Source organism: uncultured Nostoc sp., assembly GCF_964247315.1.
Classification (GTDB): domain Bacteria; phylum Cyanobacteriota; class Cyanobacteriia; order Cyanobacteriales; family Nostocaceae; genus Nostoc.
Window position 1 is genome coordinate 33,075 of record NZ_CAXTTT010000022.1, and the last position, 25,321, is coordinate 58,395.

The following is a 25,321-nucleotide window of genomic DNA, read 5'->3' on the forward strand; positions in this document are numbered from 1 at the left end:
AGTTGCTGAATTCAACTCAAAGCTGGCAAATTAAGCCTCGTTTATAGAACGTGGCTTTTTGCCGTCAAGTAAAGCACTGACAGTCATATCTCCCATAACATTAATCGCGGTGCGGCAGCGATCCAAAAACCAGTCTACAGTAACTAGCAAAGCAATGTACTGGGTAGGTAAGCCAACAGAAGTGAACACCAATGTCATCGTTACCAGTCCCGCATTGGGAATATTTGCCGCACCTACAGATGCAAAAATCGAGGTAAGGATGACAATTAACTGCTGTCCTAGACTCAGATGTTGCCCAATCAGTTGGGAAATATACAATGCAGACATTGCTTCGTAGAGGGCAGTGCCATCATTATTGAAATTTGCCCCGACTAATGCCCCCAAGGCAGCAGAAGATTCCCTTAAACCGACTTTTGTTTGCAAGACCTCAAAAGTTATGGGCATTGCCGCCGCCGAGGAAGAAGTTGAGAAAGCTGTCAAAAAGGCATCAGAACCACCAGCTAGGAATTTTAGCGGGTGTACCCAAGAACCAAATTTTACTCTGGTGAGGTAGTAGCACGCTTGCAATACCAGTGCTAACAATACGGCGACGATAAATGCACCCAAAGATTTAAACGGTGCAAAGCCCTGCATCGCAATAGTTTTAGCTACAATCCCAAAGACTGCGAACGGCACTAAGGCAATTACCCAATTGAGGATGCGGACTACCGCTTCAAATAAAATTCCGATGACATCCTCTATCGGCTGGAATCCATTCTTGCCTTGGGCGATTTGTTCAGATTTTAATCCCCGCAGGACGATGCCAAAACTCAGGGCAATCACAATCAGTTGAATGACATTATTATCAACCAATGGCTTGAGGACGGCTTCTGGTACAGCATCTTTGAGTATTCCCCAAGGATCGAGACTCTGAGGAGTTATTGCCGTACTTGTTGAGGTGCTTACATTGCCCCAAGTCCCTGGACGCAGTACATTCGCTACCAAAAGTCCCACCAAAATAGCTACGGTAGTGTTGGTTAAAAGTAATACTGCTAACCGCCGTCCGGCGGTACCAGGGATATTGGTAGTCATCAAAGTATGTAGCACCGCTACCAGAATCAGGGGTGTAGCCAAGGCGCGGAGAGCCTTTAGCACCAATTCTGCCGGAATTGCTAAATTGTTGATTAAGGCGGCGTTGCTGGGATTAGGATTCCCCGCACCAAGGGCAATTCCGACGCTGACTGCCACTACTAAGGCGATGAGAATTTGCAACGTGAGAGGGATACGCTGCCACCAAGGGCTAGCTTTGGTTTCAGGCGAAGTTGTTCTCTCTGTTTGACTCATTGGCTAGATACTGGTTAACTGTTGTAACTATTAAAACAACACTAATCATAGTGATAATTCACGAAAAAGAACAACTTTAATTTTGGTTAAAAACTGTTAATCTAAGATTCCGTTGCTTTACAAAATCTGGCTCGAAAGGGTATACCACAAGGTAGGCCCCTAGAGATATCTTGGCTTGTAGTTGGAGATGCTTATGTCCTTTGTTCCTCTACATATTCACAGTGACTATAGTTTGCTTGATGGGGCAAGTCAGCTACCAGAGTTGGTGGATCGAGCGATCGCACTGGGAATGAAAGCGATCGCTCTTACCGATCATGGTGTCATGTATGGAGCCGTTGAACTGATTAAAATCTGCCGTAGTCAAAATATTAAGCCGATTATCGGCAATGAAATGTATGTAATTAACGGCGATATCGAGAAACAAGAACGCCGCCCTAAATATCATCAAGTTGTTTTAGCTAAAAATACCAAAGGTTACAAAAACTTAGTCAAATTAACCACGATTTCTCACCTTCAAGGTGTTCAAGGCAAAGGAATTTTTTCTCGTCCTTGTATTAATAAAGATTTATTAAAAGAATATCATGAAGGCTTGATTGTTACCAGTGCTTGTTTGGGTGGAGAAATTCCCCAAGCAATTCTCAGTAATAGACCAGATGCAGCCCGAAAGGTTGCTCAGTGGTATAAAGATGTATTTGGTGATGATTATTATTTAGAAATTCAAGATCACGGTTCCCAAGAAGACCGGATTGTGAATGTTGAAATTGTCAAAATTGCGCGGGAACTAGGGATTAAAATTGTTGCTACCAATGATTCGCATTTTATTTCTTGTTTTGACGTTGAAGCTCACGATGCTTTGCTGTGCATTCAAACTGGTAAGTTAATTATTGAAGATAAGCGGATGCGTTATAGCGGCACAGAGTATCTCAAATCTGGCGAGGAGATGCAGCAGCTATTTCGCGACCATTTACCGGATGATGTAATTGCAGAAGCTGTAGCCACTACTGAAGAAGTCGCCGATAAAGTTGAGCCTTACCATATTATGGGTGAGCCTCAGATTCCTACACCTCCCATTCCCTCCGGTCATACTGCTGACACTTATGCTGAAGATGTTGCATGGAACGGACTTTTAGAACGGTTAAATCGCAAATCTCGCCAAGAAGTTGATTCCGTCTATAAAGAAAGATTGGAATACGAACTGAAAATGATTCAGCAGATGGGTTTTTCCAAATACTTTTTAGTTGTTTGGGACTATATCAAATTTGCTAGAGACAATAATATTCCTGTGGGGCCAGGTCGTGGTTCTGCGGCTGGTTCATTAGTTGCTTATGCAATGCGAATTACTAATATTGACCCCGTACATCATGGGTTACTATTCGAGCGTTTCTTGAACCCAGAACGGAAATCCATGCCTGATATTGATACGGATTTCTGTATTGAACAACGGGATAAAGTGATTGATTATGTAACTGAGAAATATGGTGCAGATAGAGTTGCCCAAATTATTACTTTTAACCGTCTAACTTCTAAAGCAGTTTTGAAAGATGTCGCCAGGGTATTAAATATTCCCTACGGTGAAGCTGACAAAATGGCGAAATTAATTCCTGTGGTGCGGGGAAAACCAACTAAACTCAAGGTGATGATTTCCGATCAAACTCCAGAACCAGAGTTTAAAGAGAAATATGATAAAGAACCCCATGTTCGCCATTGGCTTGATATGGCGATGCGAATTGAAGGAACTAACAAAACTTTTGGTGTTCATGCAGCAGGTGTGGTAATTTCCGCTGATCCACTTGATGAAATTGTGCCGTTACAGAAGAATAATGATGGTTCTGTGATTACCCAATATTTCATGGAAGACCTGGAATCAATGGGTTTGTTGAAAATGGATTTTCTGGGTTTGCGAAACCTGACGCTGATTCAAAAGACTGTTGATTTAATTCAAGAAACGAGAGGATATCGGGTTGATCCTGATGAAATTCCTCGCGATGAAAGAAAAGCCCAGAGAATATTAGCGAAAGGTGAACATAGCACTTTGCCAAAAGATGTGCAAAAAACTTATGAATTATTAGAAGCAGGTGAGTTAGAAGGGATATTTCAATTAGAATCCTCTGGGATGCGTCAGATAGTGCGAGATTTGAAGCCTTCTAATATAGAAGATATTTCTTCAATTTTGGCACTTTATCGACCGGGGCCATTAGATGCGGGACTGATTCCTAAATTTATTAACCGCAAACATGGTCGAGAAAAGATTGATTATCAACACCAAGTTCTGGAACCAATATTAGACGAAACTTATGGAATTATGGTTTATCAAGAGCAAATCATGAAAATTGCTCAAGATATGGCGGGATATTCTTTAGGACAAGCTGATTTGCTGCGTCGGGCGATGGGTAAAAAGAAAGTTTCTGAGATGCAAAAGCAGCGAGAAAAATTCGTGGATGGCGCAGCGAAAAATGGCGTTCAGAAAAAAGTTGCGGATGAGTTATTTGAGCAAATGTTGAAGTTTGCTGAATATTGTTTAAGCTATGACACGGAAATATTGACAGTAGAATATGGATTAATGCCGATTGGAGAAATTGTAGAAAAAGGCATTGAATGTAATGTGTACAGCGTTGATGATAATGGAAATATTTACACGCAACCTGTGGCACAGTGGCACGATCGCGGGGAACAAGAGGTGTTTGAATATTGCTTAGAAGATGGTTCAGTTATTCGGGCGACAAAAGACCATAAATTTATGACTGTTGATGGTCAAATGTTGCCAATTGATGAAATATTTGAACGCGAATTGGATTTAATGCGGATTGAGAGTTTACCGAATTGAGAGGACGGGCGGTGGGAATTATGCATTTTCGGCTTGCTATATGAATGAGATGTCTGACTTTTTTTATAGGACTTTTCATATAAAATGGATGATGGTGAGGATATTACAGAAATTCCTTTACGACCTCTGGTTTGGATGGGAGACTCTCTCAAAAATATTCGCTTATTTCCTGAAGAGGTGCGTGCATCAGTAGGCTATGCGCTGCAATTGGTGCAAGCAGGGGAAACACCAATGGATGCCAAGCCTTTTAAAGGGGTTGGAAGCGGCGTGTATGAAATTATCAAACGCTACGATACCGATACTTACAGAGCAGTCTATGCAGTAAAGATTGCAGAGAAAATCTATGTCCTGCACGCTTTTCAGAAGAAATCAAAGCAGGGGATTAAAACCCCACAAGCTGATGTTGATTTGATTAAACAACGCTATAAAGACGCAGTGGCAAGGGAGAAACAACAATGACACAGGAACCCGTTTTTGAACAAAGCAGTGGGAATGTGTTTGCTGACCTCGGTTTGTCGGATGCTTCGGAACTTTTTACGCGAGGTAAGATAGGGATTCAGGTATTGCGCCTCCTCTCTCAACGCAACCTGAAACAGCGCGAAATCAGCGAACTTCTTGGCATTCCCCAGCTAGAAGTATCTCATTTGATGAAAGGGGAGTTTCAAAGGTTCAGCGAGGGCAAACTCCTCATTTTCCTCAAGCGCCTCGATATGGAAATCAGCTTGCATCTTCGCCCTCGTCATGCGCCGGAACAATCTGCTGAAACTGTGATATCGCTATAGGGCAGGATAGAAGCGATGTTGGGTCTTGAGAAAGTAGTAGTGGGGAGTAGGCAAATGAGGGGCATGAAAGAGCAGAGGAGCAGAGAGAAATGCTCAATGCCTACCAATAACTAGACTATTTGCGGTTTTCCCCACAGGATGCTCTCTTGCTTGTAAATGGCAATTCCCGGTTTTGCGCCTTTGGGTTTGTAGACGTGTTTTAGCTGAGTGTAAACTACTGGCACTTGCTCGCTCTGACGGGCGCGACTGTAGTAAGCGGCAAGATTAGCTACAAATTGCAAATCAGCTTCTTCGGCAACAGCACCCGGTTCTAGACGTAGTAACACATGGCTACCTGGAATTTCTTGAGCGTGGAACCATAAGTCATAATCCCCAGCTACACGAAAGGTCAATTGGTCATTTTGGCGATTGTTACGACCGATTAATACTTCAAAGCCACTGGGGGTAAGGTAACGATGAAAGTTAGTGCTGGGAGGTTCGTTTGCACTGCGGCTACGATATTCTGGATCTTCTAGATACTTTTGCCCAATCAACTCTTCGCGGATTTCTTCTAAAGCTCGTAAATCTTCTGCTGTTTGGTAGGTGTCTATCTGAGCGATCGCAGCTTCTACTTGCTCTAAATACTCAATTTCTGTCTGTACTTCCAATAGTAGCGGTTCGACAGCAGCACGAGCGCGTTTGAGCTTTTGGTGCTGTTTGTAAAGACTTTGAGCATTTTGGACAGCATTTTTATCTGGCAACAGAGCGATCGCTACTGGCAAATTTGTATCAAAATCAGCAAGGATAATTTCTTTCATCCCCGGTTCCCAATTTTGCAAGTGAGCCATCAATAAATCAGCTTTTTGCCGATATTCATCGGCTTGATCTGATTGCTGCAAGCGCGTCTTAAAAGTTTGAGCCTTGTTACGTAATTTCGCCAGAATATTATTCAATTTCTGACTCAACTGATGGCGCAATTGGGAAAATAACTGTTGGTTAATCTGGTTACTGTAGTAGCGGTTGAGCAACTCCTGGATATTTTTGACCTTTTCAACTTCACCCCAACCCATTACGGTGTAACCATCTTTTGTCCAAGCGGGTTGAAATTCTTTGGAATCTAAGGCTTGCAGCCATTCTTGCCAACGCTCAAACAGCCGTCGCCAGTCGTCAGGGTTGAGAGTATTGGTGGATGTTTCTGGTGCGATATTTGCTTCTAGCAGCATTAACTCCAGTAGTGCTGCACTCAAGCCACTATAACTTTTGAGCAATTGCCGCTTGATTGCTCCTGGTACTAAACTTACCCGTTCTTGCCAACGTTCTTGGGATTCGCTCAAGTAGGGGACAGTTCCAGTTAGTTTCGGTGGTGTTTCATAAGGTTGTCCGGTTTGGATGGGACGGACACTAGATTGTTGCTGACTTACTTGATGAGCGGCGGTGATAATTATATTGTTAGCGTCGGTGAGAATGACGTTGCTATACTTGCCCATGATTTCTGCATAGACATGATATAGAGCGCTTTCTCCAGGACGACGGGCAAATTGCAAATCAATAACACGCTCCCAAGGTGCGATCGCTTCAATCGCCACCAGTGCTAAACCACCTAATTGGTGAATCAGTTGTTGGCTAAAGGTAAAGGTATCTGGCGATCGCGGTGGCGGATCGCCAATACAAATATGTGCAGCTTGAGGATGCCAAGAAATCTGTAGCCAATCTCGCTGTTGGAGGGTGCGTAATGCCATCGCAATCGTGTAGCGATCGCGCTGGTAAACTTGTTCTAAGCGTGATGGTAGCCAGTTAGCGCGGATTTCGCTACAAGCAGCTGTGAGAGTGGTAAAGTCAACTGGTTGCAAAGCGATTAGTTGTTAACATTCAAATGGTAGCGATCGCCATGCCTTTATTTTTGTTTAGTTAAAGCATAACAGACCTCACCTATCATAGCGGTTACTTGCTTTGGTGATAGCTGCGAATAAAAAACATAGAGATTATCATTAGATAAGTTCTGCGTTTAGGTAATAAATTAGTTTTTTATACAGTTTGTTTTTGGTGTTAAGTTTTCCCAGCTCAGGCGATCGCTCCCAAAGTTGAAGAAGTTATTCAAAATTCAGAATTCAGGAGTCAGAATTACTCTCGTGGGAGACTTAAACCTGCTCGTTAAGGCTGCACTATCCACCAGTTTCACAGAATTCAATTCTAAATTCTGGCTTCTGACTCCTGAGTTCTAATTTTGTTAAACCCAAAATATTATCCGAGTTACTTACTCACCATTATCTGTTAAGCAAAAGCGTTACTCAGCAACCAAAACTGGTTTTTTTACTGTTGATTGCACTAGTTCTGTGGTTGAGTGTACTAGTTCTTTTGCTTTTGATTGCACTAGTTCAGCAGTTGAGTGTACTAGTTCTTTTGCTGTTGACGCTACTGGTTGGGGCTGCATCAGTTGGGTGTAAAGTTCACCCAGTTGATGTGCGACACCATCCCAGCTAAATTTAGTTTCGACGCGCTTTCTACCAGCTTTACCCAATTCATCTCGCCATTCTGGATTTAAGAGAATTCGGTCAATAGCAGATGCAAAAGCATCTACATCTTGTGGTGCAGCCAATAAACCAGTTTCTTCATTAACTACAGTAAATTGAAGTCCGCCGACATCACTCGCTACCACTGGTGTACCACTTGCCATAGCTTCGATCGCCACGAGTCCAAAAGGTTCGTAGTGACTGGGAACAACGCAAACATCGGCAGCAGCGTAATAAGTTGGTAAAATATCTTGACTCAGACGACCAGCAAAGGTGGTAAAGTCGCTCATTCCCAATTCGTTGACGATTTGCTCAATGCGATCGCGCTCAATTCCGTCACTGTTACCTGGAGTACTACCACCACCAATGATTAACTGGAGATTGTTGGTGTCGCGTAGCTCAGACTGGTTTACTGCCCGCACCAAGGTTTCTATACCTTTGCGTTGGTCAAAACGCCCTACATACAATACGACTTTGGCTTCTTTGTCAATTCCCAATTCAGCCCTGGCTGCTTCTCCTCGTGCAATCGAACCAAATCGCTGAATATCTGTACCACAGGGAATAACATCGATATTACCTTTTGTAGAAACTAGCGATCGCATGTGTTCCTGTTCTTGCGGACTCGTCGCTACAATTCGCTCTGCTTTTTCCAATACCTCTTTTTCCACTGCTAATCGCTGACTAGCAATCAAAGGAATATCTTCTATAGTATTGTACTTGACTGCTCCTAAGGAGTGGTAGGTGTGAACCTGTTTACTCTTTTGAATTTTATTTAACTGCATCCCCACCCAACTAGAGAGCCAATAGTTAGTGTGAACCAATTCGTATGTAATTTCGTTTTTTACTTGAAATTCGAGGAAATTATCTATAAATTCTGGCAAATATTCAAAAATATCATCACGCGGCACAAACTCAAGGGGGCCAGCTTTTAAACGAATAGTTCGACAATTGTTGCTATGTTCAACTATCGAGTCTTGCTCCAGACTCACTTTGCGGGTAAACATATCAACTTGCCACCCTAGTTGCGCTAGTGCTTCACCTACGTGGCGCACATAAACATTTTGTCCCCCAGCTTCTTCTTTTCCTATTTCAATCGCTGGGTCTCCGTGGACGGAAATCAAGGCGATACGTTTTTCGGTGGTAGAGTTCATAGTTTGTGTGTTGCTGTTTTTAACAAAGTTTTAGGTCGTTCCAAGCTCGTATATAGCACACTTGCATGAATTGTGTAGGAACTTTGATTATTATTGATTTTAATTTATTATGTCTAATTTATTTTTACATCCTCTGTCAGAAGTAGACTTTTAGGCTAAATACAAATATTTAGTTTCTTGAGATATAGGAAATTGTTATAGCCGTATCTCATACTTTTGATAGATAAAATGGGATTTTTCATTTCTCTCTAGCTCTAATTTCATAGATATGGCAATTTTAATTTGCTCTCTACCTAAAGACTCATCTCTCAAATTCTGTGAGGAGATATCTGATAAATAGGGGGTTTGACCCCCTAAGACATTTCCGAACAGGAAGTCAGAAAACATAAAAAGTAGAGTTATGACTTAGATGTTTTCAAAAACAAATCGGTTTGTTATAAGACTCATATCTGATTTTTGAACAAGATTTCATAGGACTTACGCAAAAACCCTCTCAAACTCTCATTTCTCCGTGACCTCTGTGTACTCTGTGGTTCGTTTTCCGTTACTTGTGCGTAAGTCCTATTTCAGATAAAACCCGTATCTCACAAGCTTTTCAATCTCAGGATGTTTTCAGAAATCAAATGGGATTCCCATGTATTGCTATCGGATAAAAATATATTTATTTAGCTTATATTTTCTAAAAGAAATCTAAATTCTGTTTAAGTTTAGCTTCCTTATCTCGTCTTTGGTCTTCGTTGCTAGCAGACAAAACTTCGACTATTAAATCTGGTGCGCCAGTTAAATGTCCCGCTTCATCCAATGTTAGCGCCAAGGTTTCTTTAGTAGCCCAAACTACATCAGGAATCACATCATCTGATTCTGAAAACAAAACGCCGGGGTTGATTACAGCTTCTCCTAAACCAGTAGACTCTGACCAAATGTTAAGCTGTTGGAAAATTCTGCCACAAGTTTGCTGATGTTTAAAGTGAGGTGCCCTGGTCATAAATAATTCTCCATCAACTATCTCGTAGCGCGTCCCTTCATTTTCTGCGAAGAGTTCCACATCATGAATTGTCCAGCGTACTCCGGTATTAAGCATCTGACTCATTGGCTAACTCCTTTAATCTTGCTTTTGTATTTTAATAAAATAGAATTCATAATTCATGCTAATTGATTTTGTATTCTATATTCTTCTTCAATCATCACTTGCGATTTTCGCGCCGCCACTTACACCGCACTAAGCGAATTTCATCAAAAGTGTAGCTTTCGCCTAGTTGTTCTTTGATGGGAGTGAGGGAAATATCACCGAGTACTTCTAAAACTTGCCAAATTTTTTGTTGATGTTCTAAAGGTACTAATTGATTTAAATCAACTGGCTGATTTTTCTCAATTAGTTTTTCTAGATGATTGCTAACTGTTGCCGGACTAAGGTTGCGCTTTTGGGCAATTTGAGCAACATTTAAACCTTGTTGATGCAATTGTAATGTCTGTAATTCTGTGTAAGAAGATGAGTTTGGAGATGATACGGAAGCAGAAGTAGCCGATTTATTTTGCAAACCTTTTTCTTGGCGGTAGGCGCGAATTTCTGTAATAAACTTTTCGCCATATTGAGCGAGTTTGTGACTACCTACACCAGAAAGTTTGGCAAATTCAGCTAAGTTTTGGGGTTGCACCTGTACCATCAATTTTAAAGTGGAATCGTGGAAGATGACGTAAGGTGCTACAGATTGCTCATCAGCCAATTTTTTACGTAGCGATCGCAACTTCTGCAATAATATTTCTGCAACTTCTGCTTTTTCACTCTCCGGTTCCCAGGTAATCTTTTGAACTGTGGTTACAGCTAGCGAAACTGAGCGTTGTTTTCGCATTACTTGCCAACTTAAGGCATTTAGTTTTAAAACTGAGTAACCATCGCTAGTTTGCTCTATTAAGCCTTGATGTAAAAGCGATCGCCCCAACATTCGCCATTCATCTACAGTTCTATCTTTACCAATACCATAAGTAGAAAGTTTATCATGTTCGTACTGGATAATTTTGTCTTTTTTTGCCCCTCGCAACACATCAATTATGTGCAGCATCCCAAATCTTTCTTTGCAACGCGCCACACAAGATAAAAACTTCATGGCTTCAATTGTCCAATCTTGCATCGGTTTGGGATGACGACAATTGTCACAGTTACCGCAATTTCCAGGAAACCTTTCTCCAAAATAACCCAGTTGAATCGTTCGCCGACAATCAGTACCTTCAGTGTAATCGATCATCTGACGCAGTTGTTGTTTAGCAATCAACTGTTCTTGAGGATCGGTTTTTTGATCGATACTCCATTCAATTGTTTTAACATCACCAAAGCTGAAAAATATCGTACATCGAGATGGTTCTCCATCTCTCCCGGCTCTACCCGATTCTTGATAATAACTTTCTATATTTCTGGGTAGATCGAAGTGAACTACCAAACGCACATCGGGTTTATTAATTCCCATTCCAAAGGCGATTGTTGCCACCATCACCCGGACATCATCTCGAATAAATCGCGTTTGATTACTACTACGTTCTTCATCAGTTAATCCGGCATGATAAGGGAGAACAACAACTTTATCATTTTGGAGTTTAAAAGTGAGTTCATCAACTTTTTTACGAGTTAAACAATAAATAATTGTTGAACCTTCAGTTTCTCGAATTAGTTCTAATAATTCAGCGTAAGCATATTTAGTTTTAGGACGAACTTCGTAATAAAGATTTTCACGGTTAAAACTGGCAAGATGGATGCTAGGTTGCTTTAGCCCTAATTGTTGAATAATATCACTACGGACGCGATCGGTTGCTGTAGCGGTGAGGGCGACGGTAGGAACATCAGGATACCGTTTTCGCAGAGATTTCAACTGGCGATATTCTGGGCGAAAATCGTGTCCCCATTCCGAAACGCAATGCGCTTCATCAATAGCAAAGCTAGAAATGCCGATTTTTTCTTTAACTAAATCGAGAAATGGGAGAAACCTTTCACTTAAGAGACGTTCAGGGGCGACGTAGAGTAATTTTACTTTACCGTTAATGATGGCTTCTTCCCGCGATCGCACTTGGTAAGCATTCAAACTGCTATTGAGAAATGTCGCGTTAATATTATTATTTCGTAGTGCTTCTACTTGGTCTTGCATCAAAGCAATTAACGGCGACACCACCACCGTTAGTCCATTTTTTAATAAAGCTGGTAGCTGAAAACACAGAGATTTCCCCCCGCCAGTCGGCATTACAACCATTAAATCTCGATTTTGCAGCGCATCTTCGATAATTTGCCGTTGTCCGGGGCGGAATTGGTCGTAACCGAAGTGATATTTTAGCGCTTGTTCGAGATGGGGATACTGAAGCATAGCGATCGCTTTTTCGGGGCCGTTCTGCGTGAGTAGTTATTGAAGATATCAGGATTTTAACTCACATCATCGGCAGCTTTGGTCAGACCTGCGTTTCTGTTGGCGATCGCACGCCGATCAACCATCATACATGATGCGATGTCTACGACGGGCTACGCCTACGCTTGACTTTTAAGACAGTTGCTACAAAATTGGCAATCGCACACACTTGTATTGAGCTAATAAACATTGTCATAAGTACCAATGTCTGGCAAAAGAACAATTTGTTCCCCACTTTCGTTATCGGTTTTTAGCGAGAAAACAACGCGACAATCATATCTACAAGAACATGAAAGCAACCCTAATAGCTTTCCCTCTAGCTTGTGAGTGTCCAAGTTGGCTGCAAATATGTCATTCTCCATAGCAACAATAGTTTCTTCTATTCTGGCTTGCAAATCAGCATTACGACGAGCAAATTTTCGGAAAGCTCTTTTAAATTTGCTAGTGATAACCAACCTATACATCGGCTGCATTTGGGTTATTGAGATATTCCCGTAATTCTTGAATTGCTTCAGCAGCAGTCTGGACTTTGAGCCTACCTGCTTGGAATTCAGCAATGGAAGTTGCTGCATCTGACGCAATTTCATCTCGCCGACTTTCAATAATTCGGTTTTTGAGAATTTGTATCAGTATTTCTTGCTGCTCTAAAGTCAGCTCCATCGCGGCATCTAAAACTCTATCTAGGTTACTCAGTTGCTTCATCCTCTTAATTATTTTGGTTGATAACAGAACTTGTAAAGATATAAACTTACAAGTCTTACCCTCATAGCTTTTTTAGCTTTATCAAACTCATTTTAACTTATCGCACTAAATCAATTTTCATAAATGAGCGATGTCTACGACGGGCTACGCCTACGCTTTTTCAGGCTGTTCTGCGTGGGTAGTTATTGAAGATATCAGGATTTTAACTCACATCTTCGGCAGCTTTGCCCAGACTTGCATTTCTTTAGTCAGGGTTTTTGGCTCTGTTGAGATTGTTAGAGAAGTGGTTAGCGAGCAACGGAAAGTTAGCTAATTTTAAACTAAGTTCCTAACTAAGTTTTTTAACGATAGTTATTCTGAGGTTTCCTTAGCAGTTTTTGATTTTGGACAGTGAGAAAATTGAAGAGGTGTAGTAAGAGCGGTGCATTTTAGCTGTGATTCTAAAGCATTAATCTTTCGTAAAAGCGATACTCCCCACACTATAGAAATTACCAACTTGATTGTCATGCCCACGAGCAAAAGTGTCACTATTGTGGCATTTTTCTTTTGTTGAGCCAGCCTTTTTTGTTCTTCTGCAAGTCGTGCTTCGACTTCTTGAGCACGTTCAGCCTCTAATGCCTGTTGTGCTTCTCGCCGATCTAATTCTTCACTAGCAGCTAAAAATCGATAATCTAAGTTGCTCAAGCTTTTACCATTTGCCCAAGTTTGGGCATCTCTCAACGCTTGTCCACGCAATAGGCGAGATTTATCTTTTTCTTCTGAGGCTACCCATGCATTGAAGTTTTCGTAGTAAGGACGCAAGTAAGCTAGTTTTTTTCCAACCCATTCTAAATTGAAAACTTCTTGATAAATTCGGTTTTTTATTTGGAGAAAACCTTGTTTTTTGATTACCAAGCCAGACAGCAATAATTCTACCTGTTCTCGACTATCATCGGCTGGTACTTTCACTCCTTGGAGAATTTGTTGATAAATTCCTAGCAATCTGGCGGCAAATTTTTCGTTTCTGAGGATGCGATCGCGAATTGTCCGCAGATGCTCCGGTTCATCTTGTGATTCCCATTTCTCGATAATGTGCGATCGCACCACATTTTCTATCCAAAATTCTTCTGTACCAGGGGGAATTTTCAGATTTCTACCCATATCATCTTGAGATAAATTCACAAGCAGCCGACACAGCTTTTGAGTCAGAAATGGTTGCCCTTCTGTCCAAGCTAATACTTCTTTCAAAACTTTCTGGGGATGATTGTCTTTAATATCTAGTCCTAAAGATAGTGGTTGAGCTTCTTCAAAGGTGAAACCATTTACTTGTATGGTTTTACCCAAATTAAACGGGGTAGTATGATTTTGATATAAAATTAAGTCTGAAGGTGTGGCAACCCCGAAAACTGCAAATGTAATCCGATGATACTCTGGATCGATTGCTCGTTGGTTATAACAGAACCGAATCAAGTTAAAAAAGTCATCAACAGAGAAATCGAGGTTGAGTATACTATCAACTTCATCAATAAAAATAAATAGTCTTTCGTTAGGAAACTTCGCTAACAGATTTTCCGAAATAAACCGACTAAGTTTATGAACTAAAGAAATATCTTGTTGTTCTTGCCACCAGCTTTTTAAATTGACTTTTCCTAACAGTTGAAAACTCAACCATAGGTCGCCAACAACTCCTTTATACCACTGTTCTGGAGTGATATTTTTACAACCAATATTAGTCATATCAACGGTGGCACATCTAAAGCCCTCTTGTTGCAAGCGGTGCTTTGTTTTTACCATAAGTGAGGATTTACCCATTTGCCTACAGCTTAAGATGTAGCAAAATTCACCCTGTTTCAAAGCTTCGTAAAGTTCTACATCTGCTCTGCGCTCAACATAGCTAGGAGCATCATTAGTAAGAGTACCACCCACTTGGTATCGATAATTTTTCATTTAATTAATAATTAATTTTTAATTTCAAATTAGTTCTATGTCTCAATCAAAAAATTCGTTTTGGGACAGTTGATAAAATTCATTTAATATCGATGATTAAGTGAGTTCATAGTAAGAACTTTATTTCTTACTATGAACGCTCAAAACTAGATGGTAAATTTACTATAAGCATTAGCACTATTTTGCTTTTCAAACTGTTGGCTAAAATAAAGACGATATAACTCACACTTGCTGCTAGCTTCATTGCCATTTAATTGAACCAAACCCATACTTTCTAGCTTGTAAGCAGCGATCGCGTCTAACTCCACTTTTCCATCTGTTGCAATTACCTGTTCCATAGCTAATATTAATTCTGGTTCTGCTTGCAGTAGTGTCAACAGTTCTCGTAAATGCTGACCGTAAATTCCTACTGGTGTAGATGCGGTTTCTAATAACATATCCAGCGTCATTTCCCCCTGACAGAGATGATAAAATGCAAGGTTCACCAGATAGGGATGTCCTCCTACCATTGCTTGTAGGGGTGCAAGGCGTTTTGCCCCTTCCGAGTTTCCTGACCAATCTAGTCCGTAACGTAATGCTAAATTCTGTACCTCCTTAAGGGTAAATGGTGGCAGTGTAATTGTTATCCCTACATTGAAAGGCGATTGGTTGAGCTTAAGCGGAATATAAATTTCTGTTGTGTGAACCACTACCATCCGCAGTTTTTGCCAAGTCCGATCTTGCTTTGCTTGTTCGTGCCAAAATCGCAGCATTGGCAGAAAGTCTTGGGCAATATTGGGATGTTCAAAAATCCGGTGGACTTCATTCAAAGCCAAAACTATAGGACTATCATCAATGTGTTGCAACAGATAAGCTTCAAAGTAGATTTTGCAGCTTACTTTGCTGCCCATTTCTGTATCCCAAAAATCATCTAAACAAGGAAGGAGATTTAACTGCCTAGTGACATTTACACAAAACCAACGCAAAAATTTATCCAGGGAAACAAAAATGTCTCGATCGGCTTCTTGAAAGTCCAAATAAACAATTTGATAATTTTGGTCTCTAGCATAAGCAATCATCCGATTGAGTAGAGAACTTTTTCCCATCTTTCTAGGTGCTTTGAGCCGGATTAAGCAACCAGGTTGTAAAACCTCATTACAAACAAGTTCTTCCAGAGAAGGGCGATTGATGTAAAAAGGAGAACTTAGTGCTACAGGGCCGCTGGGAAATTCTATCTTGCTTGCTGAAAAAAAGTCTGGGGAAACTATTTCTAAGCTAGATTCTTCACCGAACTTTTGTTGGAGCTGATTTTCCCCATTAGCTATCTCAGATTGCAAGTGGTTATTCAAGGCTAAATGTAGATTTTTTTTCGTGACTCTTTTTCCAAGTGCTATAGAAAGGTCTTGCCACAACTCAGAACCAATTTCCTTGATATAGTTGTTGCCGTAGCCTGATGCCTCTGCTATTTCTCCGTAAGTTTTGCCCAAGCACGATTGATAAAGCACAAACCACTGAATTGAACCGAGAGGCTTGTCTTGCAGAATTTTTTTTACAGATTCTATAAACTTATCCACAGCGTATAAATTGTTCAACAGCTATGCAATTTACTTATCCTTTTTAGCCTAGTAATAATATACATCTGAAATATATCTGAAAAAAATATTTAACAAAAGAAAAAGTTAAGATTGCATTCAGTATACCAAAAATGTTATTATAATCATTTTATTGAAGGTTATTTTGTATAGAGATTAAGTCGGTAAGCACGATAAAACCAATATATATTTAGTTTTGTAAAAACGGTGAAATAACGAATTTGTAAAGTACGTGCTGTATTTACATTTCGTAAAATACTTGGGAATTTTCTCGCCTACTTACTTAGTTAGCGCTCTTTAGAAGATGTTTTAAAAGGGTTTTTTGCTTTCATAATTAGTACAGTTAAGTATCTCAGTAGATTGCTAAAACCTTAATTTCTCATCAGAACTAACCCAAGTCAGAACGGCAAAATTATACCTTCAGGGACTTTTAAAATATCCTCTTAATCACTCTCACCAAAGTAAAAACATATAATCCTTGCTACGCAGGAGTTTCAGGCCAAATACATATTTCTGACCATAATGTTAGAAAATAAAGCTTCAAACCCAAGTGCTGTATGAAGTTTAAATGTTGCCTGAGATTTTTATTTCCCCAGAGTGACGGAAGACCGTTAGTTCAGCCTAAATACAGCCCTGAAAAACCTGGTGACAATGATGGTTCGCTGGTATGAGATTCTAGAGACAGTCAATGGAAGCTGAACATAATGGAACAACATCAGAAGCCAACGGTTGTAATTACAGGTGCCTCTTCGGGGGTGGGTTTGTATGCTGCAAAAGCTCTTGCTGAAAGGGGATGGTATGTCGTACTAGCCTGTCGGGATTTAGCGAAGGCACAAAAAGCAGCCCAAAGTGTGGAAATCCCCTACAACAGTTATACCAGCGTACATATTGACCTTGGCTCCTTGGAAAGCGTTCGACAGTTTGTGAAGAACTTTCGAGCCACTGGAAAGTCTTTAGATGCTTTGGTGTGTAACGCCGCAATTTATATGCCCTTAATCAAAGAGCCGTTACGCAGTCCAGAAGGTTACGAGTTAACTGTCACCACCAATCATCTGGGTCATTTTCTATTATGCAACCTGATGCTAGAGGATCTGAAGAAGTCATCTTTAGAGCCAAGGCTGGTAATTTTAGGAACCGTCACGCACAATCCAGACGAACTGGGTGGGAAGATTCCACCGCGTCCCGACTTGGGCGATTTGCAAGGCTTTGCAGAAGGGTTTAAAGAGCCGATCGCAATGATTGATGGTAAGAAATTTGAACCAGTCAAAGCTTACAAGGACAGCAAGGTTTGCAACGTGCTAACTATGCGGGAACTGCATGAGCGCTATCACGAGTCAACCGGTATCGTCTTCAATTCTCTCTATCCGGGATGTGTTGCAGAAACGCCGCTATTTAGAAACCACTATCCCCTGTTTCAGAAAATCTTCCCATTATTCCAGAAGTACATCACTGGGGGATATGTGTCTCAGGAATTGGCGGGAGAACGGGTCGCTGCGGTGGTTGCCGATCCTGAGTATAATCAATCCGGTGTTTATTGGAGTTGGGGAAATCGCCAGAAGAAAGATGGCAAGTCTTTTGTGCAAAAAGTCTCTCCTCAAGCCCGTGATGACGAAAAAGGCGATCGCATCTGGGAACTCAGCGCCAAGTTGGTTGGACTTGCATGATGGAACAGAAAAAGACAAACTATGCTCATCTAGTGTTCACCGTTCCACTCAATACTGATGAGTCAACAGAACATCGTAACCTTTACATACAAGAACGCGACACTACACCTCTAACAAAATTAATACCTCCCAATTCCTAGAGTTCGTAGGGTGCGTTACACTTTGTTAACGCACCGATGTTAATTGTAAATAGATACGAAAAATTATCTAAACATTTCTGATGGAAACTACTATGTCTTCTTTAAAGGCGCATTCCCAAACGTTATATGAAACTGATTACTTGCAATGGCTAGAAACGACTGTAGAAAAATTGCAAAGTCAGGATTACGCAAACGTTGAGTGGGAGAACCTAATTGAAGAAATTGCCGATATGGGAAGGAGTGAGCGCCGGAGTCTCAAGAGTAATTTGATTGTAATTCTGATGCATTTGCTCAAATGGCAATTTCAACCCGACAAAAGAAGTGGTAGTTGGGAAGGAAGCATCATTGAACATCGTAGACGCGTTAAAGAAGCTCTAGATGATTCACCTAGTCTCAAATCCTATCTTGAGATAGTTTTTGCTGAGTGTTATGCACAAGCAGTTAAGCAAGCAAAAGCTGAAACTGGCTTGTCAATGGAATCCTTTCCTCTGAACTGTCCATACCAGCTAGCAGAAGTCACAGATGATGAGTTTTTACCTCAGTAAGCACTGAATCGTTCTGTATTATCAAGGGTTGGGCAAATTATTACTCAACTGTAGTCAGCAGTGATGCCTACAAAAGTCAAGATAACCTTATCTACATAAAGCCTATAACTTGGGCAAAACGCCGTCACCCAAATAAATCAGCAGGATGGGTGGTAAAGAAATATTGGCAAACAATAGAAGGCGCAAACTGGGTATTCGCAACCAGAGCAGAGGGGAAAAACCCCAATAATGATTTATCTTACTAAGTACAGACTTGCGGAGGTTCGTAATGGATTTATAAAATGCCGTACTATCATCTGGTTGCTTTGACAATAAAATGCGTAATCGAGCCGGAAAAGCTGCTGTTTCCTCCTAATCACCATCTAATTCGCAAAAATTACTTTCACCCCTCCAACACCTTGGAGGGGTTTTTAGTTGGTGCTACGGTTGCTACTTGCTTTAGCGTCGTCCCATGCACAGTAGCACTGGAATGCTTTCTGCTCCCACAAGGGTATGAGCGATCGCACTTTTAGAAAAAAGGGACGGGTCTAAATTATTTACTGTTCTATCAAATTAACGTTGTTAAGTTACTCAGCAGGTGTAGTTTTCACTTCCAGGCTGTGTTAGATATTGTGACGCGAAACAGGAGTATAGATACGTTGCTAAAGCTTTCTCCCGAATCTCCTCTATTTATTGTATTAATCATTATTAGTTTTCTAGTAGTAACTTTGTCAACTTGGTTATCATCTAAACCATTTGTTTTAAAACCATTTGGAGTTAATGATATTCTCCAGCTACTCACATTACAATTATTTATTTCTTTGTTGTTAGAGCGTTCTTTAGAAGTTTTTATAACTACTTGGCGTGGCCCATTTATCGAACAATTAGATATTAGTATTCAGCAAGAAAAAGCTTTAATATCTGAAAAAATAAAACTTATGGAAGTACAACAGAACCAATTTCCTTCTTTGGAATCAAATCAAATCAGTGGACTCCCACCAGAAGGAATGAGTTTAGAACAGCAAATCATCCAAAACTTTACACAAAACCAACAAGAAGCATTAAACATATTCAAGCCACAAATGGATAATATAAATGAAAAAGAGCGCCAAAGAACAGCCTATAAATCTGATACACGAACAATTGCTCTATGGACATCTCTTTTATTTGGTCTTTTAATGAGCGCAATAGGTATTCGCTCAATCGAACCACTTGTAGTTATTGATTTAGATAATCCCATACAAGTAATTATTTTCCGTTGTTTAGATGCATTGCTGACAGGAGGTTTAATTGCAGGAGGTAGCGAGGGAATTCATAAGCTCATAAAAGTTTTTATCGACTTTATGGAAGTTACATCTAAACAAATCAAAAATCAAGGATCGTCTTGATGAAACTCTCAATGCAGGATAAGATTGCAAATATTATGAAAATTATAGTAATATCTATTCTGTTTATCTATAACTACTTTTCCACTTGGAATTTTGATAATAAAATTGACTCAAATATATAAAACTGGTCGCAAATTCACAGGAAATTTCAAGCAAAGAATAGAAATTGTATTAATATAAATTAAGTAACAGTACAGCGATCGCCCCAATTCTTAGAGCAAAAGAGAGCGACACCGAGCAGTCCCTTAAAATAGAGATCGCATACAAAAAAGCCCAGTCATCTCTAACTGGGCTTTTAGCTATCTCAATCAATTATTGAAGCTGAGTAGTTTCGCACTATGCAGCAGGTTGTTCTAGATTTACCTTGACAACTTTGTTCTTTTCTTGCTCGGTTTTAGGCAGTGTCAAGTTCAAAATGCCGTCTTTATAATCTGCGGTGACATTGGTATTTTGAACCCTAGCAGATAGAGGAATTACACGCTGGAATTTGCCGTAGTAAAATTCACTCTTGGTAATACCCTTGTCTTGGGTTTTAGTTTCAGACTTGCGCTCACCGCTAATGTGAACAGTGTCTTGGGTGACTTGAATATCTAAGTCTTTAGCTTCCAATCCTGGCAACTCTAACTTGAGATGAATCGCATCATCAGTTTCATGCAACTCAGCAGCCGGGACTCTGATAAAGCCTTTTTCTAACCGTGCAGATGGGACTTTGGTATCTCCCAATAAGCCGTTGATGTGACGTTCTAAAGCGTTCAATTCTTGCCAGGGATTGTAACGAACTAGTACCATAACTCTCTCTCGGAAAAATTCAGCTATTGTTTAATCGTTTTTGCACTTGGTTTTGTGCTTATGTATTCATAATAAATATGGTTTAAACTCTTGTAAATTCGGTTTTCAACACTTAATAAAAGGATGATTACCGCACTTAATCAGACCTAAAAAAAGATTACGGTTTACTCTAATTTTTTAGTTCGGTAAACCAGAATAATAACTATTAAGACTAATAAAAATCAACTACCTAATCTGCTGTTGAAGGGGATAGTGTAGTTAGAGGCGATCGCTTATATTCCCAAAATAACAACATCCAAGCTCTACTTGCCTCGCCATCGCACTATTCAATAAGCATTTCGATTTAGTCATCGGGAAACTACTAAGATGAAATACTTTCTACATCTTTGTGACTGCATTGAATACAAGTAACATCAAATGCTGAATCCATCCACTCATAACCGCAAGCACGACAATAACAGAAAATATTATTGCGATTGGGGTGTGGTCATTGCGCAAGAACTCGCCGGAGAATAAATAAACTATTGCGCCGTAGTATTCCTAAAACTTTAGGCTAGAATCCCCTAGCCTAAAGGCAGGGGTGTTGACAGGGAATTTATGATTTTTGGCTCATGTCACCTGATAATTCAGGTTTTATAATTAAAGTTAAAGGGCTTAGAGCATTAAGCATAAATGAGGTTAAAAGCTGTGAAGAAAATAGTTGTTGCTACTTTATTCACCTTAATCGCTGGCTCAACATCTTTACTTTTTCCCCAAGCTGCTAAAGCTGATAGGGTTGTTTACTGTCATCCTGTTACTGACAATAGGGTACTCAAATCGGCGGCTGACCACCCCAATGCTTATACAAATGGTTTTCGAGAAGGACAACAAAGCGCTCGGAACAGAGAAGCTTATAAACCTCGGACTGTGGGAGGTGAGTTCGCTCGTGGTTTTCAGGATGGTTATTTGAATCTACCTTATGCTGGGCAAGAGAATGTTGTACCTAGAACAATTGTGCAACATACTACTCAGATTTGTAATGATGATGGTTACACCGTAGCGCCTTCTCCTGTTTACATCTACAACCCTTATCCCATCTATGGGTCGCCCTATCCTACTTATGGCATCAACTTTGGATTTGGAAGAGGGTTCCACTTCGGATTTGGAGGAGGGTTCCACGGATGGGGTCACCATCGAAGATGGTAGGGGGTGGGGAATTTCGTTAAAGAAAGTTTCTGGGCTGAAGGATACTTTGTATTCACACTCGGAAGTAATCAGGGAAAAATTCGAGAGTATATCTGAAATGCGATCGCCCTTAGTTTTCAAAGACAAGCGATCGCATTGACAGCGGCTTTCAAGCCAACGCGAGTAGCGTCTCGAAGATCGGAAAACTCAAGAGCGTAGTTTACGGATCTCTGCATAACAATACCTGTTGCAGCACTGTCACCATTGCCTTCCCTTGCTTTTTTGGTGGATAACCAAATTTCCGCAACAGGCGCGGTTGTTTTCCAAGGTTATCACTGGGAGTTACAAACCAGTAGATTATCCAAGAGAACTCAAAGGCAATACACCTGTCAAAGAATTATTTATGCCTTTGATATTCAATCCGCACTTGCTTAACGTCAAACTCAGATTCTAAAAACTCAAGTTTTTCTACTTGCTGTAATCCCAAACTTTCAAACTGTGCTAATTCTGAGTCTGATAATGGCCAAGGTGGGCCAGAGGGTTCAGCTTCTGTATCTCGAACACGAGTAATCAGCAAAACTGCGCCACCGAGAGCAACAACAGAAGTAACTGAAGAAATAACCCAAGAACGCACATTTAACGGTAAAGCTTGAATATTACGACATTCAAAAACAAAATCAAAAGCTTGATGCCATTGTGGAGGAATCGCTAACAAATCTGCAACTACATAGTTGACAGTCGAATCTGGAAATCGCTGCTTACACCAAGCGATCGCTGTCGGTGAAATATCAAAGGCAGTTACTTCAAACCCTTGATCGGCTAAAGCTTCGGCATCATCTCCCAAACCACAACCAATGACTAGCGCCTTTTGCCCAGAAGCGAACGGTTGATGATTTGTCAACCAATCTTGTAGATAAGGGTGAGGAGCTAACTTTGCCCAAGGAATTTTTGCTGTATCACCTTTAGCTTCGGTATATAACACTTCAAACCATGCCGATGGTTCTGATTTTTGTAAAGCTTCGGTAGCTAACTGTTTAACATAAAATTGTAAATCTTCAGGTTGCTGTTCAAACATAAAAACTGACATTAATAACAATTGGGCGTTGCTGAATGGAAGTGTGAATCAAGCGATCGCCTCAAGCTTGCCGATCGCCCAGTGCCCGCAGCGCCACTGAACCGTACTTTAGATAATATATTACCAAAAAAATTTAAATTTTCAGTATTTATTCGGTTTTAGAGTAACAGAAAGTTTTACGATGTAGACGAGCAAGATAATGCCTTAATCGGCTATTTTCACCTTCTACTCTGAATATTAGTTGATGCACACCTTGGACATTGCATAGCGATGTCTACGACGGGCTACGCCTACGCTTGAATTCATACTTCAATTATGCCCCAAAAATATTATTACCGATCTGGAGGGCTGTTTGGACAGATATCGTGTAAACCATAAGATCCTGCTGTAGTTTTGCTTCCTGCTATTCCATTACCACAAGTAAATTCGATACTGCTATTTTTTCCTATTATCAGCAATTGTCCATCATTGACTATTGTACCTATTTTTACTGGTACTGACTGACTCTTTTGATTTGGGTCTTTGATTTCTACGCTACCTGTAATTTTTGTAATTTTGGCAGACATTATCTTGCTCCTAGTTTTAAACGTTGACGAGCTATAGCTTTCCATCCATCTACTTCAGGTAGGCGATTATTGCCATTAGCTATACATAATTCCCACTGTATGTTTGCTTTTTCCAAATTTTTTAAGTTCTCGAAAACCTGAGCGAGTAAACAATAAGCAGCACCATTTTTCTTATAATTATTAACTGATGGGAGTTTTTTATGAAAAGCGATCGCTTTTTCGAGTTCTTCTTGCGCCTCTGCATAGCGTTGTTGCTGAAACCTCGCCCATCCTAGATTTTTATGCAAGTTGTAGAGCAAAAAATTATCTTCTACGGTTAATTTTTGATCTGCTTTTGCTTGAGTCTGTACTACGTAAAGTAAAGAAACTGCTTCGGCTGGTTTGTTCTGGAGGAGGTACAACCTTGCTAGGTCACTATATGCAATCAATAAATTTCCCTGCGCGGCTAATCTATACTCACTTTGTGCTTTATCTAAATCTTGTAACTGTTCATAAATAAGTCCTAACTGTCTGTGGGCTTTAGCATTATCTGCATCAAGATTAATTGATTTTTGATAGTTAGAAATGGCATTATCCCAGTTCTGAGTCTCATAGTCTATTAAAGCCTGTTGATTATATTTTTCAGCAATTTTGGGAAGAGAAACTTTAAAAATAATTAAGCTGAATAAAAGTAGTGCTGATATTCCTAGTTTGGTTTCTTGCCACAGATCGGTTTTAATTCCCACACTCAACAGCAACTTTTCTACTCCTATGCGTCCTGCTTGAGTTAGTACACCACCAGCCGTAAGCAATGTTAAGACACTTTGAGAAATAATAGCAAAAGAACTTATCAGACTTGTACCTCCACTTAAAAAACGAGTGGAAATATCCACAACTAAACTTACAGATGCGGTCAATGAAGCGATTGTCAGTGCATTCCACAGCCAGTCAAATTGGTCTAAGCGATGGTTTTCATCTTGCAAAAACCACCACCAAAATGTTGTTGGTACTTCCAAACTTGCACGCCAGTCAGCTAGTTGTATCTGTTGGTTAATTTTATTCGCTTGTTTCTTTAAGCGAGTATCTAAAAAAAACAATTTTATGAGGATATGCTCTGAAATATCACTAGTATCGCGTAAGAATTTATGAACGCGATCGCGCTGAGTGAGAACCCGCAGAATTTGTTCTTCTGATACCTTTGTAGATTTTTCTAAAACAGCAAGTTCTTCTTCATAAAGTTGAATTACTTTATTTAACACTGGAAAACACTAAATACATATTTATTTTGAATACGATCGAGGTGCAACAAGAACACTTCCACTCTTTGTAGTGCTAAAAACCACCCAAATTTAGCACACAAGGAGTAACCCTCAACTCTTGTATCGACTGAACTTATTAATAACCCAATTTAATATTTTCATTTTTTATTATCTATTCGGAAAAGAAAAATAAAAAGTTACATTTATACTCAGAAACTATCCTGGTAACGTAGAACGGCGTAAATATTTATAGTTGGAATGAGGCAGGATAGCGCAGCGGTAGCAAGTCCGCGAACGTCGGCACAAAGAAGGAGGGAAGAGGGTTTTAGCCCCGTTTATCTTTCTTAACATAGTTGTGTTTTTTTTATCGACTTAACTTAAGAGCTTAAGCTCTTTTCCCTTGCTCTCCTGCTGCCTATTTGTATCAACCTGAAAGTGAAATAGTATTAGTTATTTGGAAAATCAAGATAGCGGTGATGATAGCTCCAGCGATCGCAGTTAAAATTATGCCACTTCTCAACAATGGCTTTATATTGCTCTAGCTCTGTTGTCACAATATTAAGAAAGCACAATCTTAACCGCAGTCAACTACCTACACCTCACAACAGCAACGGCATCG

23 protein-coding genes and 2 pseudogenes are annotated in these 25,321 nt (G+C 40.2%); 11 read left to right on the top strand and 14 right to left on the bottom strand.

All coding sequences use genetic code 11. The annotated features are described in order from the left end of the window. Positions 1 to 30: 30 nt before the first annotated feature. Positions 31 to 1,323, bottom strand: a complete 1,293-nt coding sequence (locus tag ACFE93_RS09085; RefSeq protein ID WP_375472994.1) for a dicarboxylate/amino acid:cation symporter — start codon at positions 1,321 to 1,323, stop codon at positions 31 to 33. Between the two features lie 193 nt (positions 1,324 to 1,516). Between ACFE93_RS09085 and ACFE93_RS09090 the strand changes: the two genes are divergently transcribed. From ACFE93_RS09090 to ACFE93_RS09100, 3 genes are all read left to right on the top strand, one after another. Then, positions 1,517 to 4,147 carry a DNA polymerase III subunit alpha gene (locus tag ACFE93_RS09090; protein ID WP_375472995.1) on the top strand — a complete coding sequence of 877 codons (2,631 nt, stop codon included), beginning with the start codon at positions 1,517 to 1,519 and terminating at the stop codon, positions 4,145 to 4,147. Positions 4,148 to 4,231: 84 nt separating this feature from the next. After that, positions 4,232 to 4,606, top strand: a complete 375-nt coding sequence (locus ACFE93_RS09095; protein ID WP_375472996.1) for a type II toxin-antitoxin system RelE/ParE family toxin — start codon at positions 4,232 to 4,234, stop codon at positions 4,604 to 4,606. Then, positions 4,603 to 4,929, top strand: coding sequence for an XRE family transcriptional regulator (locus ACFE93_RS09100; RefSeq protein ID WP_334907120.1), 327 nt, complete (start codon positions 4,603 to 4,605; stop codon positions 4,927 to 4,929). Before ACFE93_RS09095 ends, ACFE93_RS09100 begins: the two co-directional genes overlap by 4 nt. A 110-nt stretch (positions 4,930 to 5,039) precedes the next feature. Here the strand turns inward: ACFE93_RS09100 and ACFE93_RS09105 are convergent, their stop codons facing one another. From ACFE93_RS09105 to ACFE93_RS09130, 6 genes and pseudogenes are all read right to left on the bottom strand, one after another. Then, entirely contained in the window at positions 5,040 to 6,758 is a 1,719-nt protein-coding gene (locus ACFE93_RS09105) for an NFACT family protein (RefSeq protein WP_375472997.1), read from the bottom strand. Between the two features lie 575 nt (positions 6,759 to 7,333). Further along, positions 7,334 to 8,569 (bottom strand): annotated as a pseudogene (locus tag ACFE93_RS09110) (glycosyltransferase family 4 protein); the annotation flags it as partial. Between the two features lie 679 nt (positions 8,570 to 9,248). After that, complete coding sequence (locus ACFE93_RS09115) at positions 9,249 to 9,659, bottom strand: Uma2 family endonuclease (protein WP_375472998.1); 411 nt, start codon at positions 9,657 to 9,659, stop codon at positions 9,249 to 9,251. A gap of 94 nt (positions 9,660 to 9,753) precedes the next feature. Continuing rightward, positions 9,754 to 11,916: a DNA helicase RecQ gene (gene recQ / locus ACFE93_RS09120; RefSeq protein WP_375472999.1), complete on the bottom strand. Its 2,163-nt coding sequence runs from the start codon at positions 11,914 to 11,916 to the stop codon at positions 9,754 to 9,756. 218 nt (positions 11,917 to 12,134) lie between these two features. Next, on the bottom strand, positions 12,135 to 12,419 hold the full coding sequence (locus tag ACFE93_RS09125; protein WP_375473020.1) for a type II toxin-antitoxin system YafQ family toxin: 285 nt from the start codon (positions 12,417 to 12,419) through the stop codon (positions 12,135 to 12,137). After that, a complete protein-coding gene (locus ACFE93_RS09130) occupies positions 12,412 to 12,657 on the bottom strand; it encodes a hypothetical protein (RefSeq protein WP_375473000.1) in 246 nt (81 codons plus the stop codon). The genes ACFE93_RS09125 and ACFE93_RS09130 overlap by 8 nt, the downstream gene beginning before the upstream one ends. Before the next feature lie 130 nt (positions 12,658 to 12,787). Here ACFE93_RS09130 and ACFE93_RS09135 point away from each other — a divergent pair, with 130 nt between their 5' ends. Beyond that, entirely contained in the window at positions 12,788 to 12,970 is a 183-nt protein-coding gene (locus ACFE93_RS09135; protein WP_375473001.1) for a hypothetical protein, read from the top strand. A gap of 38 nt (positions 12,971 to 13,008) precedes the next feature. On the opposite strand, the gene ACFE93_RS09140 is transcribed toward ACFE93_RS09135, so the two are convergent. Next, a complete protein-coding gene (locus tag ACFE93_RS09140; protein WP_375473002.1) occupies positions 13,009 to 14,583 on the bottom strand; it encodes an AAA-like domain-containing protein in 1,575 nt (524 codons plus the stop codon). Between the two features lie 146 nt (positions 14,584 to 14,729). Then, positions 14,730 to 16,154: an AAA-like domain-containing protein gene (locus ACFE93_RS09145; protein WP_375473003.1), complete on the bottom strand. Its 1,425-nt coding sequence runs from the start codon at positions 16,152 to 16,154 to the stop codon at positions 14,730 to 14,732. Between the two features lie 704 nt (positions 16,155 to 16,858). Between ACFE93_RS09145 and ACFE93_RS09150 the strand changes: the two genes are divergently transcribed. The 5 genes from ACFE93_RS09150 (at position 16,859) to ACFE93_RS09170 (ending at position 19,870) form a co-directional block, all read left to right on the top strand. Then, complete coding sequence (locus ACFE93_RS09150) at positions 16,859 to 17,818, top strand: protochlorophyllide reductase (protein ID WP_375473004.1); 960 nt, start codon at positions 16,859 to 16,861, stop codon at positions 17,816 to 17,818. Between the two features lie 232 nt (positions 17,819 to 18,050). Further along, positions 18,051 to 18,503 (top strand): DUF29 domain-containing protein, encoded by a 453-nt coding sequence (locus ACFE93_RS09155; RefSeq protein ID WP_375473005.1) that lies wholly within the window; start codon positions 18,051 to 18,053, stop codon positions 18,501 to 18,503. 20 nt (positions 18,504 to 18,523) lie between these two features. Then, on the top strand, positions 18,524 to 18,748 hold the full coding sequence (locus ACFE93_RS09160) for a group II intron maturase-specific domain-containing protein (RefSeq protein ID WP_375473021.1): 225 nt from the start codon (positions 18,524 to 18,526) through the stop codon (positions 18,746 to 18,748). Between the two features lie 36 nt (positions 18,749 to 18,784). Beyond that, entirely contained in the window at positions 18,785 to 19,015 is a 231-nt protein-coding gene (locus tag ACFE93_RS09165; protein WP_375473006.1) for a hypothetical protein, read from the top strand. A 195-nt stretch (positions 19,016 to 19,210) separates the two neighbouring features. After that, entirely contained in the window at positions 19,211 to 19,870 is a 660-nt protein-coding gene (locus tag ACFE93_RS09170; protein WP_375473007.1) for a hypothetical protein, read from the top strand. A 336-nt stretch (positions 19,871 to 20,206) separates the two neighbouring features. On the opposite strand, the gene ACFE93_RS09175 is transcribed toward ACFE93_RS09170, so the two are convergent. After that, positions 20,207 to 20,659, bottom strand: a complete 453-nt coding sequence (locus ACFE93_RS09175) for an Hsp20/alpha crystallin family protein (protein WP_375473008.1) — start codon at positions 20,657 to 20,659, stop codon at positions 20,207 to 20,209. Positions 20,660 to 21,346: 687 nt separating this feature from the next. Between ACFE93_RS09175 and ACFE93_RS09180 the strand changes: the two genes are divergently transcribed. Continuing rightward, positions 21,347 to 21,844 (top strand): hypothetical protein, encoded by a 498-nt coding sequence (locus ACFE93_RS09180; RefSeq protein ID WP_375473009.1) that lies wholly within the window; start codon positions 21,347 to 21,349, stop codon positions 21,842 to 21,844. A gap of 376 nt (positions 21,845 to 22,220) precedes the next feature. Here ACFE93_RS09180 and ACFE93_RS09185 read toward each other — a convergent pair whose 3' ends face one another. Continuing rightward, entirely contained in the window at positions 22,221 to 22,898 is a 678-nt protein-coding gene (locus ACFE93_RS09185) for a class I SAM-dependent methyltransferase (protein ID WP_375473022.1), read from the bottom strand. 21 nt (positions 22,899 to 22,919) lie between these two features. Here ACFE93_RS09185 and ACFE93_RS09190 point away from each other — a divergent pair, with 21 nt between their 5' ends. Further along, entirely contained in the window at positions 22,920 to 23,060 is a 141-nt protein-coding gene (locus ACFE93_RS09190; RefSeq protein WP_375473023.1) for a hypothetical protein, read from the top strand. Here the strand turns inward: ACFE93_RS09190 and ACFE93_RS09195 are convergent. The 3 genes and pseudogenes from ACFE93_RS09195 to ACFE93_RS09205 all read right to left on the bottom strand — a co-directional run. Then, positions 23,032 to 23,130: pseudogene (locus ACFE93_RS09195) on the bottom strand (IS1 family transposase); the annotation flags it as partial. The gene ACFE93_RS09190 and the pseudogene ACFE93_RS09195 overlap by 29 nt on opposite strands. Before the next feature lie 100 nt (positions 23,131 to 23,230). Next, positions 23,231 to 23,464, bottom strand: a complete 234-nt coding sequence (locus tag ACFE93_RS09200) for a hypothetical protein (RefSeq protein WP_375473010.1) — start codon at positions 23,462 to 23,464, stop codon at positions 23,231 to 23,233. Then, a complete protein-coding gene (locus tag ACFE93_RS09205) occupies positions 23,464 to 24,702 on the bottom strand; it encodes a tetratricopeptide repeat protein (protein ID WP_375473011.1) in 1,239 nt (412 codons plus the stop codon). Before ACFE93_RS09205 ends, ACFE93_RS09200 begins: the two co-directional genes overlap by 1 nt. Positions 24,703 to 25,321 lie beyond the last annotated feature (619 nt).

What these genes read in the sequence shown, in the direction of transcription:
- ACFE93_RS09085 (WP_375472994.1), bottom strand. Translation starts at nt 1,323, where the DNA reads ATGAGTCAAACAGAGAGAACAACTTCGCCTGAAACCAAAGCTAGCCCT.
- ACFE93_RS09090 (WP_375472995.1), top strand. Translation starts at nt 1,517, where the DNA reads ATGTCCTTTGTTCCTCTACATATTCACAGTGACTATAGTTTGCTTGAT.
- ACFE93_RS09095 (WP_375472996.1), top strand. Translation starts at nt 4,232, where the DNA reads ATGGATGATGGTGAGGATATTACAGAAATTCCTTTACGACCTCTGGTT.
- ACFE93_RS09100 (WP_334907120.1), top strand. Translation starts at nt 4,603, where the DNA reads ATGACACAGGAACCCGTTTTTGAACAAAGCAGTGGGAATGTGTTTGCT.
- ACFE93_RS09115 (WP_375472998.1), bottom strand. Translation starts at nt 9,659, where the DNA reads ATGAGTCAGATGCTTAATACCGGAGTACGCTGGACAATTCATGATGTG.
- recQ (WP_375472999.1), bottom strand. Translation starts at nt 11,916, where the DNA reads ATGCTTCAGTATCCCCATCTCGAACAAGCGCTAAAATATCACTTCGGT.
- ACFE93_RS09125 (WP_375473020.1), bottom strand. Translation starts at nt 12,419, where the DNA reads ATGTATAGGTTGGTTATCACTAGCAAATTTAAAAGAGCTTTCCGAAAA.
- ACFE93_RS09130 (WP_375473000.1), bottom strand. Translation starts at nt 12,657, where the DNA reads ATGAAGCAACTGAGTAACCTAGATAGAGTTTTAGATGCCGCGATGGAG.
- ACFE93_RS09135 (WP_375473001.1), top strand. Translation starts at nt 12,788, where the DNA reads ATGTCTACGACGGGCTACGCCTACGCTTTTTCAGGCTGTTCTGCGTGG.
- ACFE93_RS09140 (WP_375473002.1), bottom strand. Translation starts at nt 14,583, where the DNA reads ATGAAAAATTATCGATACCAAGTGGGTGGTACTCTTACTAATGATGCT.
- ACFE93_RS09150 (WP_375473004.1), top strand. Translation starts at nt 16,859, where the DNA reads ATGGAACAACATCAGAAGCCAACGGTTGTAATTACAGGTGCCTCTTCG.
- ACFE93_RS09155 (WP_375473005.1), top strand. Translation starts at nt 18,051, where the DNA reads ATGTCTTCTTTAAAGGCGCATTCCCAAACGTTATATGAAACTGATTAC.
- ACFE93_RS09165 (WP_375473006.1), top strand. Translation starts at nt 18,785, where the DNA reads ATGCCGTACTATCATCTGGTTGCTTTGACAATAAAATGCGTAATCGAG.
- ACFE93_RS09175 (WP_375473008.1), bottom strand. Translation starts at nt 20,659, where the DNA reads ATGGTACTAGTTCGTTACAATCCCTGGCAAGAATTGAACGCTTTAGAA.
- ACFE93_RS09185 (WP_375473022.1), bottom strand. Translation starts at nt 22,898, where the DNA reads ATGTTTGAACAGCAACCTGAAGATTTACAATTTTATGTTAAACAGTTA.
- ACFE93_RS09200 (WP_375473010.1), bottom strand. Translation starts at nt 23,464, where the DNA reads ATGTCTGCCAAAATTACAAAAATTACAGGTAGCGTAGAAATCAAAGAC.